This is a genomic window from Pseudomonas sp. TE12508, from assembly GCF_056279485.1.
Map to the genome: position 1 here is coordinate 101158 of NZ_JBWCCN010000010.1, position 15111 is coordinate 116268.

At 60.5% G+C, this 15111-nt stretch carries 14 protein-coding genes; 5 read left to right on the plus strand and 9 right to left on the minus strand.

Annotated features, from left to right (window positions below):
* Nucleotides 1-15 precede the first annotated feature (15 nt).
* The 5 genes from ACZ9IM_RS15535 to pssA form a co-directional block, all read right to left on the minus strand.
* Nucleotides 16-1209 (minus strand): acetyl-CoA C-acyltransferase, encoded by a 1194-nt coding sequence (locus tag ACZ9IM_RS15535; protein ID WP_476224393.1) that lies wholly within the window; start codon nt 1207-1209, stop codon nt 16-18.
* A gap of 12 nt (nt 1210-1221) precedes the next feature.
* Complete coding sequence (locus ACZ9IM_RS15540; RefSeq protein WP_476224394.1) at nt 1222-1983, minus strand: SDR family NAD(P)-dependent oxidoreductase; 762 nt, start codon at nt 1981-1983, stop codon at nt 1222-1224.
* Between the two features lie 16 nt (nt 1984-1999).
* Complete coding sequence (locus tag ACZ9IM_RS15545; protein ID WP_476224395.1) at nt 2000-3664, minus strand: AMP-binding protein; 1665 nt, start codon at nt 3662-3664, stop codon at nt 2000-2002.
* Nucleotides 3665-3909: 245 nt separating this feature from the next.
* Nucleotides 3910-4926 carry an AraC family transcriptional regulator gene (locus ACZ9IM_RS15550; protein WP_476224396.1) on the minus strand — a complete coding sequence of 339 codons (1017 nt, stop codon included), beginning with the start codon at nt 4924-4926 and terminating at the stop codon, nt 3910-3912.
* Between the two features lie 274 nt (nt 4927-5200).
* Nucleotides 5201-6544: a CDP-diacylglycerol--serine O-phosphatidyltransferase gene (pssA, locus tag ACZ9IM_RS15555; RefSeq protein WP_476224397.1), complete on the minus strand. Its 1344-nt coding sequence runs from the start codon at nt 6542-6544 to the stop codon at nt 5201-5203.
* Nucleotides 6545-6760: 216 nt separating this feature from the next.
* Here pssA and ACZ9IM_RS15560 point away from each other — a divergent pair, with 216 nt between their 5' ends.
* The 3 genes from ACZ9IM_RS15560 to ACZ9IM_RS15570 all read left to right on the plus strand — a co-directional run bounded on the left by ACZ9IM_RS15560 (nt 6761) and on the right by ACZ9IM_RS15570 (nt 8914).
* Entirely contained in the window at nt 6761-7324 is a 564-nt protein-coding gene (locus ACZ9IM_RS15560; RefSeq protein ID WP_427624682.1) for a TetR/AcrR family transcriptional regulator, read from the plus strand.
* Nucleotides 7325-7380: 56 nt separating this feature from the next.
* The gene (locus tag ACZ9IM_RS15565; RefSeq protein WP_008012921.1) at nt 7381-7857 is read left to right on the plus strand and encodes a nuclear transport factor 2 family protein; all 477 of its coding nucleotides are present in this window, start codon (nt 7381-7383) and stop codon (nt 7855-7857) included.
* Nucleotides 7858-8134: 277 nt separating this feature from the next.
* Nucleotides 8135-8914 (plus strand): TSUP family transporter, encoded by a 780-nt coding sequence (locus ACZ9IM_RS15570; protein ID WP_008067915.1) that lies wholly within the window; start codon nt 8135-8137, stop codon nt 8912-8914.
* Here the strand turns inward: ACZ9IM_RS15570 and nudC are convergent.
* Together nudC and ACZ9IM_RS15580 are read right to left on the minus strand one after the other, a co-directional pair.
* Nucleotides 8882-9712 (minus strand): NAD(+) diphosphatase, encoded by an 831-nt coding sequence (nudC, locus tag ACZ9IM_RS15575; RefSeq protein WP_476224398.1) that lies wholly within the window; start codon nt 9710-9712, stop codon nt 8882-8884. The genes ACZ9IM_RS15570 and nudC overlap by 33 nt on opposite strands.
* A 6-nt stretch (nt 9713-9718) precedes the next feature.
* A complete protein-coding gene (locus ACZ9IM_RS15580) occupies nt 9719-10531 on the minus strand; it encodes a crotonase/enoyl-CoA hydratase family protein (protein ID WP_476224399.1) in 813 nt (270 codons plus the stop codon).
* Nucleotides 10532-10826: 295 nt separating this feature from the next.
* Between ACZ9IM_RS15580 and pncA the strand changes: the two genes are divergently transcribed.
* Nucleotides 10827-11456, plus strand: coding sequence for a bifunctional nicotinamidase/pyrazinamidase (gene pncA / locus ACZ9IM_RS15585; protein ID WP_427624644.1), 630 nt, complete (start codon nt 10827-10829; stop codon nt 11454-11456).
* A gap of 183 nt (nt 11457-11639) precedes the next feature.
* Here the strand turns inward: pncA and ACZ9IM_RS15590 are convergent, their stop codons facing one another.
* Both ACZ9IM_RS15590 and ACZ9IM_RS15595 read right to left on the minus strand, forming a co-directional pair.
* Nucleotides 11640-12941, minus strand: a complete 1302-nt coding sequence (locus tag ACZ9IM_RS15590) for an ATP-binding protein (protein ID WP_427624645.1) — start codon at nt 12939-12941, stop codon at nt 11640-11642.
* Nucleotides 12942-12945: 4 nt separating this feature from the next.
* Nucleotides 12946-13647, minus strand: a complete 702-nt coding sequence (locus tag ACZ9IM_RS15595) for a response regulator (protein ID WP_427624646.1) — start codon at nt 13645-13647, stop codon at nt 12946-12948.
* Nucleotides 13648-13939: 292 nt separating this feature from the next.
* Here ACZ9IM_RS15595 and ACZ9IM_RS15600 point away from each other — a divergent pair, with 292 nt between their 5' ends.
* A complete protein-coding gene (locus ACZ9IM_RS15600) occupies nt 13940-15097 on the plus strand; it encodes an efflux RND transporter periplasmic adaptor subunit (protein ID WP_476224400.1) in 1158 nt (385 codons plus the stop codon).
* The last annotated feature ends 14 nt before the right edge of the window (nt 15098-15111 follow it).

A 15111-nucleotide genomic window follows, 5' to 3' on the forward strand; every position in this document is an offset into this window, starting at 1 on the left:
GGGATAGCGTCAGTTTCAGTACAGGCATTCCACAGCCATGGCCGTGGCTTCGCCGCCGCCGATGCAGATCGCTGCAACGCCGCGTTTCAGTCCTTTCTGGCGCAAGGCCGAGAGCAAGGTCACGAGGATCCGCGCGCCGGACGCACCAATCGGGTGACCCAACGCGCAGGCTCCACCGTGGACGTTGATCTTCTCGTGGGGAATTTCCAGTTTGGTCATGGTCACCAGACTGACCACCGCGAACGCTTCGTTGACTTCGAACAACTCGACTTCGTCCAGCGACCAGCCGGTTTTCTTCATCAGCTTCTTGATCGCGCCCACCGGTGCCACCGGGAACAGCCCCGGCGTGTCGGCAAATGCAGCGTGACCATGAATCACCGCCAGCGGTTTCAGGCCTTGTTTCTCTGCTTCGGAACGGCGCATCAACACCAATGCCGCCGCGCCGTCGGAGATCGAGCTGGAGTTCGCCGCCGTCACGGTGCCACCGTCACGGAACGCCGGTTTCAGCGAGGCGATCTTGTCCAGTTTGGCTTTCGGCGGCTGTTCGTCGTGGCTGATCAGCACCTGCTCTTTGCCGACGGTCACGGTGAGCGGCACGATCTCGGCGTTGAAGCTGCCGTCCTTGATCGCCTGTTGGGCGCGAGTGGTCGAAGCGATGGCAAAGGCATCTTGCGCTTCGCGGGTAAAACCGTTGGTTTCGGCGCAATCCTCGGCGAAGGTGCCCATCAGGCGGCCCTTGTCGTAGGCATCTTCCAGACCATCGAGGAACATGTGATCGAGCACCCGACCGTGGCCCATGCGGTAACCGCTGCGGGCGCGGTCCAGCAGGTACGGCGCGTTGGACATGCTTTCCATCCCGCCAGCGACTACCACATCGGCACTGCCGGCGATCAGCATGTCGTGAGCCAGGATCGTGGCTTCCATGCCCGAACCGCACATCTTGTTCAGTGTCGTGCAACGGGTCGATTTATCCAGTCCGGCGCCCAGTGCCGCTTGCCGCGCCGGCGCCTGGCCGAGACCGGCGGAGAGCACGCAGCCGAACAGCACTTCTTCTACGGATTCAGGAGCAATACCGGCACGCTCAACGGCAGCACGAATCGCCGCGGCGCCCAGCTGTGGCGCGGTCAGGCTTTTCAGTTCGCCCTGAAAACCGCCCATCGGGGTGCGGACGGCGCTGACAATAACAATCGGATCGTTGGAAAGTGTCATGTCTAATCCTCCTTATTTGGCGGCCATGCGCAAGGCACCGTCGAGACGGATCACCTCGCCGTTGAGCATGCTGTTTTCTATGATATGCCTGACCAGCGCGGCGTACTCGCTCGCCTTGCCCAGACGCGGCGGGAATGGCACGCCAGCGGCCAAGGACGCGCGCACTTCCGGGGTCATGCCGGCCATCATCGGCGTTTCGAAAATGCCCGGGGCGATGGTCATCACGCGGATGCCGAAGCGCGCCAGTTCACGGGCGGCGGGCAAGGTCAGGCTGACGATCGCGCCTTTCGACGCCGAATACGCGGCCTGACCGATCTGGCCGTCGAAGGCTGCGGCCGACGCGGTGTTGATGATCACGCCACGCTCACCGTCTTCGTCGGCTTCGGTTTCGGCAATCGCCGCCGCCGCCAGACGCAGCATGTTGAAGCTGCCGATCAGGTTGACGTTGATCACCTGGCTGAAACTGACCAGTGCATGGGGGCCGTTCTTGCCGAGGATCTTCTCGCCACGGACGATGCCAGCGCAATTGACCAGACCATTGAGGCCGCCAAACGCTTTGACCGTCGCCTGGACCGCCGCTTCTGCGGCAGTTTCATTGCTGATATCCGCCACCACGCTTTGCGCGCCAAGACGTGCAGCCTGGGCCGCGACGGCTTCGGCGTTCATGTCCACCAGCATCACCTTGGCGCCGGCAGCCACCAACATTTCAGCGGTGGCGGCACCGAGGCCGGACGCACCGCCGGTGACGAGAAAAACCTTGTTTTCGATCTGCATCATTGTTTCCTTGGATTCAAGCTGAAACGTTCTTCGCGGCAGCCTCTTGAGCCTTGGCGATTTCCTGGTTGCGCAAGATAAAGCGCTGCAGTTTGCCGCTTGGGGTTTTCGGCAATTCGCTGACAAATTCGATTTCACGGGGGTACGCGTGCGCCGCCAGACGCTTGCGCACGTGTTGGCGCAGCTCTTCGGCGAGTGCAGGTTCGGCACGGTATTGCGGGCTGAGCACGACGAAGGCTTTCACCAGCTCAGTGCGTTCCGGATCGGGCTTGCCGATCACTGCCGCTTCGACCACTGCTGGGTGTTCGATCAGCGCGCTTTCGACGTCGAACGGGCCAACGCGATAGCCGGAGGTGGTGATCACGTCGTCGCTGCGGCCGACGAAGCTGATGCTGCCGTCCGGGTTCCACTCGACGGTGTCGCCGCTCAGGTAATAGTTGCCGACGAAGGCCTTGGTCGGTGCGCCTTCGTAACCGCCGAACCAGCACATCGGCGACTGGGTCCGGTCGATGGCCAGGATGCCTGGCTGGCCGACGCCCAGTTCTTTGTATTCGTCGTCGAGCACCACGATGCGGTGGCCCGGCGAGGCAAAACCGGCAGCGCCGACGTGCACCGGATGATCGAGGCCGTGGTGATTGCACAACACCATGCCCAGTTCAGTCTGGCCGTAATGGTCATGAATCACCACGCCGAGGTTATCGGCGAACCAGCGGATCACTTCCGGGTTCAGCGGCTCGCCGGCGCTGCTGACGATGCGCAGCTTGCCCTTGATCGAGCGGGCAAACTCGTCCCCTCCGGCAATCAGCAAGCGGTAGGCGGTCGGCGAACCGGTGAGGTTGGTGATCCCGTATTTGTTGATCACCCGGCAGGTGCTTTCGAGGGTGAACGGGCCATCGTAAAAGGTGATCGGGTGCCCCATCGCCATCGGCCCGGTTACACCGAAATAGATGCCGTAGGCCCAACCCGGATCGGCGACGTTCCAGAATGCGTCTTCAGGGCGCAGGTCCACCGCGTCACGGGTGTAACTCTGGAACGCGACGATGGCTTTCAGCGGCACCGACAGCGCTTTCGACGGGCCCGTGGTGCCCGAGGTGAACATCAACAGGAACGGGTCTTCGCCGGTCAGCAATACCGGTTCGCAGACGCTGGAGTAGTTGGCCAGTTCGGCCCAGAAACTGAAGTCGCCACGTACGATGCCCTGGCCCTTGGCGCCGCCAACGGTAACGATGGTCGGGCAGTCGGCCACTTCAGCCAGTTTCGGGCGATTGACTGCGTCGGTCACCACTACTTTGGCGCCGGAACTGCTCAGACGGTGTTCGATGGCTTTCGGGCCGAAGGCGGTAAACAGTGGCTGATAGACCGCGCCGATGCGCCAGGTGGCGAACACGGTGATCAGTAATTCGATGTTGCGTGGCAAGAGGCCGGCGACTTTATCGCCCTTCTTCACGCCCTGGGCCAGCAGGAAATTGGCGAAACGCGCGGCTTTGTCCTGCAAGTCGCTGAAGGTGTAGGTCGCGCTGGCGCCGTCGCGACCTTCCCAGAACAGCGCGATGCGTCCCGGCAAGGCATGCCGGTCGCAACACTCGACGCAGGCATTGAGCGCGCTCAACGACCCTGTGAGCGCGGCATCGACGGTGTGCTGATAATTGAACTGTGACGTGGCAGACAAGTAATCGCGCATTGCCAGAATCCCTGAGTATTTTTATTAGGTTGGGGGGGAACCGTAACTAACAGGGAAATACTCGCTCTGCGCGGGGAGCGGGACAATGGTCAAAGCTATCAAGTTGTGTGACTGGTTTGGCCAAGGTCACTACCTACCTCGTTCCCACGCGCAGCAAAGGAATGCAGCCCGGGACGCTCCGCGTCCCGGAAGCGGACGCAGAGCGTCCATTGAGGCATTACCACGCAGAGCGTGGGAACGATCGATCAGCTCGCCTCGTTAAGAATCAAACTCCGATAATGCCCCGGATTGGACCCCGACCACTTGCGAAACGCCTTGTAGAACGAGCTGGTATCGGCAAACCCCAAACGGGTAGCGATTTCGGCGAAGCTGATGGCAGGCTCCGCCAGCCAGACGATCGCCAGTTCCTTGCGCACACTGTCCTTGAGCCCCTGATACGTCTGGCCCTCTTCAGCCAGGCGCCTACGCAGGGTCGAGGCCGACATGCACAGTTGTTGCGCCAATGCCTCGGTTTCCGGCCAGTGTTCGGCGGGCAGTTGCCGTAAGTCGTGCTTGATCCGACTGGCCAGGCTCTCGGGATCGCGGTACTTGACCAGAATGTTCGCCGGCGCATGGGCGAGGAATCGCTTCAGTTCTTCAGGGCTGCGCTTGATCGGCAAATCCAGGCAGTCAGCGGAGAAAATCATCCGCGTGCGCGGCCGGTCGAACCGCAGGTTCTCGGAGAACATCACCCGATAGTCATCGCAAAAATCCGGCGCCGGGCAACGCAACTCGATGGCCAGGATCGGAATCCGCCGCCCTGCCAGCCAGCAGGCAACGCCATGCACGATCATCCAGTAAGTGAAATAGGTGAAGGCGCGGCGCGGGTCTTCGTCGTCCTCCAGCAGGACGATTTCTGCCAGGCTTTGCTGGCGCACCAATTGCGCGGGCATGCGTTCGAGCATCAATGACAGAAAGCTCAGCCCCGAGGTCAGCCCGGCGGCCAGGCTTGGCTGAACCATCGAGCAACGACACAGAAACTCCAGACTGCCAGACTTGAGCTTGCGCGGGTCCATGCCAAAAAACTCATCGTCCCCGCGCCGGGCCAACAAGCGCCACAGCCTTGCATAAGCAGTGGCCGGAACGCGGGCGTCGGTGGTTTCCAGCAGCGCCGGATCGATGCCGACCTTGTTCAACACCTCTTCGGTGGCCGCGCCCGGGGCGCAACTTTGCAACAGCGCTTCACGCACCAGTTGAATGGAGATGGTGTCTTTTTCCGACATTGACCGAGGCGAGCCTTGTTCTTGTTTGAGTGGTGAGCATATTAGCGCAGCCACCCGCCCGGCGCAGATCCCTGTGGGCAGCCTAGATCCCTGTAGGAGCGGGCTTGCTCGCGAAGGGGCCATAACAGTCAACATTGATGTCGCCTGACACACCGCTTTCGCGAGCAAGCCCGCTCCCATAGTGGATTTGAGTCGATCACAATTCCAATGTGGGAGCGAGCCTGCTCGCGATGGCATTTGGGCAGGCACCACACCTGCCCCGCCGTGCTAGTCCCTACAAAATCCGATACAACAACCGCTCGATCCGTACCCGGCTCACACGCTTGAGAAACTTGGCCACTCCCGCCGGATAATCCGGCAGCGTTTCCAGATCCTGATACCGCTCGATGCGGCTGGTGTGCTGGAAAATCTCCGCCAGCTCATTGCCACGTGGCTCCAGCAATTCACCTTTCGGATCATCGATCAGCAACGCGTTTTCCAGGTCGAGACGGAATGCACGCGGGTTGAGGTTATTGCCGGTCAGCAAGGTATAGCGCTGATCGATCCACATGCCCTTCAGGTGATAGGTGTTGTCGCCATCCTTCCACAAATGCAGGTTCAGCTTGCCACTGTCGATGCTGCGCTGATGGCGCTTGGCGAAGCGTCGCAGGCTGATTTCGTAAAGGTATGGCAGCGCCGCGATCACCTTGAACGGTTCGCTGGGCGGGATGTAGAAATCGTTGGCGGTTTTGTCGCCGACGATGATGTCGATCTTCACCCCCCGCGCCAGCGCCCGATTGATTTCCCGGGTCACCGCCAGCGGCAGGTTGAAGTACGGCGTGCAGATGGTCAGCTGATGTTGCGCACTGGCGATCAGCTCGCAAATCACCCGACTCAACGGGTTGTTCTTGCCCACACCGAGCAAGGGGCTGACGGATAAACCGCCCTTCGCCGTGCTGCCCGCCGTGGTGTCGTACGCCGCGTGCTTGAGACGGCTGCGCAAGTCACCGATGTCGTTACGCAGGCTGCGGGTGGTCGGCAGGTTCGGCAGGTCGAGGCGATGCACCGCTTTGGAGGCGATCAGACCGTGCTGAATCAGGTGCTGCATCGAATCGGCCAGCGCGTGATTCTGCAGCAGGTGATAACGGTCGAAGCGGTACTTGTCGAATTTATGCAGGTAAACGTTGTTCAGGCTCGCGCCGCTGTAGAGCACGCAATCGTCGATCACGAAGCCCTTCAGATGCAGTACGCCGAACAGCTCGCGGGTCTGCACCGGCACGCCGTACACCGGCACCACGCTTTCGTGGGTGCGGGTCGTTTCCTGATACCAGGCCGAGTTGCCCGGCTGCTTGCCGGCACCGATCAAACCGCGCTGGGCGCGCAACCAGTCCACGACCACCACCACGTCCAGTTCCGGGCGCGCCAGTTTGGCGGCGTGCAGGGCATCGAGGATTTCCTGCCCGGCCTCATCCTGTTGCAGGTACAGTGCGACGATATAGATGCGCCGGGTTGCCTGAGCGATTTGTTCCAGCAGGCAACGACGGAACTCGGCGGCGCCAGAGAGGATGGTGACGGCATCGGCGGTCAGCGGAAAACTGCGCAGTTTAGGCAGCAGAGAGCGTTTGAAAAGCGACGGCATAGGGCTCGCAAAGGGTCGAATCCGAAGAACCCGAGAGCTTACACCATGGATCGGTTTGGGTCTTGTTACTGTCTGTAATGGCCTCTTCGAGAGCAAGCCCGCCCCCCCATTTGAAATGCATTCCCCTGTGGGAGCGGGCTTGCTCGCGAAGGAAATTTTATGGGTGCCAAAAATAACAGCTTGACCATGGAGAACGATCATTCTACTGTTAGCCACATGAACGAAATCACTAGTAATGACACACGCGACATCATTCTGGATGTCACCGAAAAGTTGATCTACAAAAGTGGCATCGCTGCCACCGGCATGGATCTTCTGGTGAAAACCGCCGGCGTTTCCAGAAAAAGTATTTACCGCTACTTCGCCAACAAGGAGGAGCTTACCGTCGCGGCCCTGCAACGCCGCGATGTGCGTTGGATGCATTGGTACCGAACGGAAGTCGGCAAGGCACAAACCCCGGCCGAGCGGCTGCTCAACCTGTTTACCGTGCTCAAGACCTGGTTCGCCTCCGAAGGCTTTCGCGGGTGCGCATTCATTAACACCAGCGGCGAAACCGGCGATGCGCAAGACCCGGTTCGCCTGGTCGCCAAAGACCACAAACAGAAACTGCTCGACTATGTGTGCGAGCTCTGTACCGAACATGGCGCAACAGACCCGGAGACGCTGGCCAAACAGCTGCTGATCCTGATCGACGGTGCCATTACCGTAGCGCTTGTGATGGGTGATCACAGTGCCGCCGATAATGCGCAATGCATGGCGCGAAAGTTATTGGACCTGTAACACTTTTAATAAGCCCGACAACTTGCTTGAACGCTAATTTGATAGGGAGACTTAATATGTCTACTGCCGAAGTTCGTCCGCCATTGCCGCCGTTTACCCGTGAATCGGCCATCGAAAAAGTTCGCCTGGCCGAAGATGGCTGGAACTCCCGCGACCCGGAACGGGTGTCTCTTGCCTACACCCTGGACACCCAGTGGCGTAACCGCGCCGAGTTCGCTCACAACCGCGAAGAAGCCAAAGGTTTTCTGACCCGTAAATGGGCCAAGGAACTGGACTATCGGCTGATCAAGGAACTCTGGGCCCATGGCGACAACCGTATCGCCGTGCGTTATGCCTACGAATGGCATGACGACTCGGGTAACTGGTTCCGCTCCTACGGCAACGAGAACTGGGAGTTCGACGAGAACGGCTTGATGTTCAACCGTTACGCCTGCATCAACGACATGCCGATCAAGGAAAGCGACCGCAAGTTCCACTGGCCGCTGGGCCGTCGGCCGGATGATCACCCGGGCCTGTCTGATCTGGGTCTATAACTTCACCGAGTTCCCATGTGGGAGCGGGCTTGCCCGCGATGGCGATGTCACAGACAACATTTTTGTTGAATGTGAAACCGTCATCGCGGGCAAGCCCGGCCCCCACAGGTTTTTTGGTGTTCACCAAGGATTCGGCGTACCAGAGGCAATTGGCTGATGTGTCGCCTGGGCTGACGTCTTCGCGGGCCAGACAGGTCGCCGCAGAAGTTGGATATGGGTAAGATAGCGGCCCTTCCCCGCAGCTCTTTTCTGCGACCCTGCCGAATAAGCCCATTCCATGCCTTTCGAACTCAGCGTTGACCTCACTACCCTGGCCGTTCTGGCTCTCGTCGCTTTCATCGCCGGTTTCATCGACGCCATCGCCGGCGGTGGCGGTCTGTTGACCACCCCGGCACTGCTGACCGCCGGCCTGCCGCCGCACTTGGTGCTGGGCACCAACAAGCTCAGTTCGACCTTCGGCTCGGCCACCGCCAGTTTCACTTTCTACCGGCGCAAACTGTTTCATCCACGGCAATGGATGCACGCCATTGTCGGCACGCTGGTGGGCGCACTCACCGGTGCCGTGGTCGCTCATTACCTGCCAGCGGAATGGCTGAACAAGATGCTGCCGGTGATCGTTTTCGCCTGCGGTCTGTACCTGTTGTTCGGCGGCACACCAAAGGCGCCGCTGGACAGCGACGCACCGATCAAGAAGAAGTGGCAATCGACTCAAGGCTTCAGCCTCGGCTTCTACGACGGCGTGGCCGGTCCGGGAACGGGAGCGTTCTGGACCGTCAGCAGCCTGCTGCTCTACCCCATCGACCTGGTCAAGGCCAGCGGCGTGGCGCGCAGCATGAACTTCGTCAGCAACATCGCGGCGCTGTCGGTGTTCATCTTTTCCGGGCAGGTGGACTGGATCATCGGCCTGAGCATGGGCCTGTCGGTGATGGTCGGCGCCTTCTTCGGCGCGCGCACCGCCATCAGCGGCGGCGCGAAATTCATTCGCCCGGTGTTCATCACCGTGGTGCTCGGCTTGACCGTCCGGTTAGCCTGGCAGCACTGGTTCAGCGTGGCCTAAGCGCCGCGCCACATAGACATCGATGAGGTAACGGGCAATCGAGCGTGACGCCGGCAACGGCGGCAGCTCGTGCACGTTGAACCACTGGGCGTCTTCGATCTCATCTTCCTGACAGACAATCTCGCCGCCGGCGTATTCGGCGTGAAAACCGAGCATCATCGAATGCGGGAACGGCCAGCACTGACTGCCCATGTACTGGATGTTCTTGACCTCGATCTGCACCTCTTCGCGGACCTCGCGAATCAGGCAATCCTCGGCCGACTCACCCGGCTCGGCAAACCCCGCCAACGTACTGTAGACCCCGGCGACAAAACGCGGCGAACGAGCCAGCAGAACCTCGTCGCCACGGGTCACCAGCACGATCATGCTCGGTGAAATGCGCGGATAGTGGCGTATATCACACGGCTCACAGTACATCGCCCGCTCACGCGGCACCTGGCTCATCACCTGTCCGCAATTGCCGCAAAAACGATGTTCACGGGCCCAGGTACCGATTTGCGCGGCGTAGCCGAGCACCTTGTAGACGGTGTGATCGCCTTCGAGCATGAACGCTCGCAGGCCTTTCCAGTTGCAGCCTGGCACATCGCTGTGACTGCGCAGCTCCAGCAGGTAGACCGGTTCGCCATCCAGGTGACCGATGCCATGCTCGGCGAGAATCGACAGGTCCTGACGCTTGAGCCATTCCCGTGGAAACAGCGCGCCATTGTCATCGAACAAAAAGCCTTCGGGGCTGCGCGCCACGGCCCAACCGCCGGGTTGATCGGTGTCCAGTACTGCGGTGGTCCAGCGTGAAATCATGGTTAATCAATCCAGAAATTCGGGTTTCTGTTTGCTCATATGGGCGGCCATGGCCACGCGCAGATCGGTGGATTGCAGCATGGCGGCGTTCCAGGTGGCGACGTATTCGAGGCCGTCGTCGATGCGATGGTCGCGCATGTAGCTGATCATCTCTTTGGTACCGGTGACCGCAATCGGCGACTTGCCGGCGATCTCGCGGGCAATGCCCATCACGCCTTCAAGCAAGCTGGCGGCATCGCTGTAGACGCGATTGACCAGGCCAATGTTGCGCGCTTCGTCGGCGCCAAAGGTGCGACCAGTGTAAGCCAGTTCACGCAGCATGCCGTCACCGATTATCCGTGGCAAGCGTTGCAAAGTGCCTACATCGGCTGCCATGCCGATGTCGATTTCCTTGATGGAAAATTGCGCGTCCTCGGCGGCGTAACGCATGTCGCAGGCCGAGATCAGGTCGATGGCGCCGCCCAGGCAATAACCCTGAATCGCCGCCAGCACCGGTTTGCGGCAGTTGTCGACGGCATTGAACGAGGCTTGCAGCGTAAGGATCGTTCGTCGTAGCAGCCGTGCATTGCGGCTGACGTCCTTGCCCAACTCATTGAGCATACCGGCCATCATCATCAGGTCGATGCCCGACGAAAAATGCTTGCCGGCACCACTGAGCACCACCACACGGACTTCATCGGTATCGTCGATCCACTGGAAAATCTCGATGATCTCGCTCCAGAACGCGGCGTTCATCGAATTGATCTTTTCCGGGCGATTGATCTGCACATGGGCGATGTTATCGGCCATTTCGACGCTGAAGGCGGTGTATTGAGACATGGCAGTGATCCTTTACCGGGGCGGAAAATGAGGCCCGAACTATAACAAGGCATTAGTGCCGACAGTAAGGCAGTGGTTCGGCCAAATGCGGGACTGGTTTCAGGTTCTTCAGCGTCTGGACTGACCTCATCGCGAGCAGGCTCGCTCCCACATTGGATCCTGGGCGTTCACAAATCCCCTGTGGGGGCGAGCCTGCTCGCGATTGGCCGCACCACCGAAATTATTGAGAAACCGACTTAGCACACGAGCAAACTTGTCACTATGCTTGCACCGGACTTTCCAAGGAGGAACCCCCATGCCAATCTCTTCACGAGCAGCCCTGCTGGTTATCGACGTACAGAACGACTTCATCCCCGGCGGTCAACTGCCGGTGCCGGAGGGCGACCTGATCGTGCCCTTGATTAACCGACTCGGGCGCCAGTTCAAGCAGGTCATCATTGCCCAGGACTGGCACCCGCCCGGCCATGCCTCATTCGCCTCCAGCCACCCGGGGCGCAAACCTTACGACGTGATTCAGTTGCCTTACGGTGAACAAACGCTTTGGCCTGAGCATTGCGTACGGGCCACACCCGGCGCCGAGTTCCACGCGAAACTGGACCTGCCCCACGCCCAACTGATCATCCGCAAGGGCTGCAATCCGGACATCGACAGCTATTCGGCGTTTCTGGAGGCGGATCGAACCACCACCACAGGCTTGGCCGGGTATCTTAAAGAACGTGGCATCGACACGGTTTACATGGTCGGGCTGGCACTGGATTTCTGCGTGATGTTTTCTGCGCTGGACGCGCGGGCGGCGGGGTTCAATGCGTTTGTGGTGATGGATGCATGTCGGGCGATTGATCTGGATGGATCGCTGGCGGCAGCGATTGATCGGATGCAAGTGGCTGGGGTCGGGTTGATTCCGTCAACCGAAATACTCGGCTGAACGATCATGCACAACCCCCATGGCAAATGACTCCTTGTGGCGAGGGAGCTTGCTCCCGCTCGGCTGCGAAGCAGTCGCAAAATCTTCGAATGAAGTCTCTCTGGAGAAATGTATTTGTAGGTATTGGGGGCGCTTCGCGCCCCAGCGGGAGCAAGCTCCCTCGCCACAGGTACGGTGAAAGATTCAAGTAGGTGTCGGCAACCAGAGTCGAAACCGCGCGCCCCCCAGCGGCGAAGCTTGCGCGGTGAGTGTGCCGCTCTGTGCTTCCAGTGCCCGGCGGCTGATCGCCAAGCCCAGCCCAAACCCACCCGTTGCGCGATCCCGACTACGATCCAGCCGATAAAACGGCTCGAAAATCCGCTCCCGCTCTTCTTCCGGAATGCCGATGCCATCGTCATCCACCCAGATCTCACAGCCTTTGGGGCACACCTGCACACCGATCTGAATCCGTTTTTCGCAATAGCGCATCGCATTGCGCAGCAGGTTCTGGATCGCCCGGGCGGTCAGTCGCGGGTCCAGAGAGAAGCGTTCGAGCTGGCCGTTAAGCAGCACATCGATCACGATCTCCGGTGACTCAAGTTCTTCATCGACGCTGCCCAAAATGCTGTCGATGAACTCATCCAGCGACACGTCGACCTGTTCCGGCAGCCGCCCCGGGTTTTGCAAGCGGCTGTAAGACAGTAACTCCAGCACCAGTTCATCCAGTTCGCGAATGTGCGCGACCAAGCCTTGCAGACGTTCGCGGCTGGTGGCCGGCAAGTCATCGGACAGTGCCAGGGCCAGGCCGAAATCCAGCCGCGTCAGTGGCGTGCGCAACTCATGGGACACGGCGTTGAGCAGATCGCGCTGTTGGTTGAGCAAGTTTTCGATGTCGCCGGCCATGGTGTCGAAAACATTGGCCAGGCTGCCGATGTTGGAGCTGGGGGAAATCTGCGTGCGCTCGCTCAAGTGGCCCTTGCCGAAGCGTTCGGCGGTGCCTTTGAGGCGTTCCAGGTCGCGCCAGTGCGGGCGCAACCACAGCAACAGACAGGCGAGCATGGTCGCGCCGATCAGCACGTTGATGCTCCAGTACAACCAACTGACGTCCGTCGGGTCCGGCGGCACGACCATCTTCACGACCAGTTGCTCGCTCAACGGCGCCACGGCCAAGGTGCGCCAGCCCCAATCGCCGATGCGCACGACGTTTTCCCCGCGCTGCAAGCGCGCACGTTCATCCAGAGTAAATTCGGCGTCATCGTTACGGGCCAGCACAATGTCCAGCGGCTGGAATTCCTTGTCCATTTCGTCTGCCAGCGCCGGCCACTGCTCAATAGGCACCGCGCGAAACTGCTTGACGATCAGCGTTTGCAAACCTCGGGAGTAGTCAAGGTTGTAGGTGACAAAACGCTCATGGAAAACCTGGATTACCAGATCCGGCACCAGGTAGATCGCCGCGCTGAACGAGACGATAGTCACCAGATAGAGGCGAAACAGGATTCTGAACATCGACTCAGCATTCCCACTCGGAGCGGCTGAACAGGTAGCCCTTGCCCCACACGGTCTTGATCTTGCGCGCCTCGCCAGCATGGTCGTCGAACTTGCGCCGCAGCTTGGAGATGGCCACGTCCACCGAGCGGTCGGTGCCGTTGAATTCGATACCGCGCAAGCGTTGCAGAATCTGATCGCGGCTCAGTACTTCGCCGGCATGCCGGGCCAGCACCACCAGCAAGTTGTATTCACCGCTGGACAGCTCGACCAGTTGCTCGCGCCAGGTCACGGTGCGCTCGGACAGGTCGATGCACAGGTTGCCCATGAGAATGCGATCGTTGGCGGTCATCGGTTCGCTGAGGCTGCTGCGGCGCAACAAGGTGCGCACCCGGGCCAGCAACACCCGTGGTTCGCAAGGTTTGGTGACGTAGTCGTCGGCGCCCATTTCCAGGCCCAGCACTTGATCGTGGCTGTCATCGCGGGCGGTGAGCATCAGGATCGGCAAAGTCGCCGAATCGGCTCGCAGCAAGCGGCAGACCTGCAAACCGTCGAGCCCCGGCAGCATCAGATCGAGAATCACCAGGTCCGGAGGATTGAGCCGCGCCCGTTCGCGCACAAGATCGCCACGGCTGATCACACTGACGCAATAGCCGTTGCGTTCCAGGTAGCTGGCAATCAGTTCGGAGAGCGCGGAGTCGTCTTCGACCAGGAGGATGTTGGGCATGGTGTTTCCAGAAAGTGCAGTGGCGCCGGATAAATCGTCATCGCGAGCAGGCTCGCTCCCACAAGGAATTTCATGTGGACACAAATTCTGTGAACACTACCGGACCACTGTGGGAGCGAGCCTGCTCGCGATAGCGATTTACCAGGCGCAAAGGAATCAAGCCGCCAAGGATATACGCCCTCACGCCCGCGCGAGCAAAACCCTTACACAATTTCACACAGCGCCTACAAAGCTTCACCGCTACCCTCGTCGGCCCCCCGTAGGATACGGGGGTCAATATTGGGGTACCTACATGTCAAAGAATCTGCTTGCCCGGCTCAGCCTGATTGCACTGGCATTGACGCTGAGCGCTTGTGATCAGTCCTCGACCGCCGAAGAACAGGCGCCGCTGGCCACCGTGCGGGTTGAAACCGTCGAAGCCCGGCCGCTGTCGATCAGCAGCGAGCTGAGCGGGCGGATTGTCGCGCCACGCATCGCCGAAGTGCGCGCCCGAGTCGCCGGCGTGGTGTTGCAGCAGGCCTTCCGTGAAGGCAGCGACGTAAAAAAAGGCGACGTTCTCTTCCGTATCGACCCGGCGCCGTTCAAGGCCGACCTGGACAGCGCAGAAGCCGCATTGCGCAAGGCCGAGGCCAATGTATTCCAGGCCAGATTGCAAGAACAGCGCTACGCCCAGTTGATCGAAGGCAACGCCATCAGCGGTCAGGATTATGACAACGCCCGGGCCAATGCCCGGCAGACCGCCGCCGATGTCGCCGCCAACAAAGCCGCCGTGGAGCGGGCGAAACTGAACCTGGGTTACGCCACCGTCACCGCGCCGATTTCCGGGCGCATCGGCCGAGCGCTGGTGACCGAAGGCGCGCTGGTCGGGCAGAACGAAACCACGCCGCTGGCACTGATTCAGCAGTTGAACCCGATCCACGCTGACCTGACGCAATCGACCCGTGAACTCAACGACCTGCGCCGCGCGTTCCGTTCCGGCCAGTTAAAGGAAGTGGGCCAGGGCCAGGCCAAAGCCACATTGATTCAGGACGACGGCAGCCTCTACCCGCTGCCGGGCAAGTTGCTGTTCACCGACATCACCGTCGACCCGGGCACCGGCCAGATCATCCTGCGCAGCGAGTTCCCCAACCCGGACCTCGACTTGTTGCCGGGCAGCTTCGTTCGCGTGCGCCTGGAGCAAGCGTTCAATCAGCAAGGCATCAGCGTGCCGCAACGGGCCATCCAGCGTGACAGTGCCGGCATCGCCCAAGTGCTGGTGCTCGACGCCGAACAGCGGGTCGGCCAGCAACCGGTCGAACTGGGCGCAGTGCAGAACGATCGCTGGATCGTCACCAACGGTCTCAAGCCCGGTGACCGCATCGTCACTGAAGGCCTGCAACACGCGCGCCCCGGTGAAAAAGTCCAGATAGATGACACCCCTCTTCCCCTTGCCCAGGTTTCTGGTCAGTAAGCAGGACGCTTTTT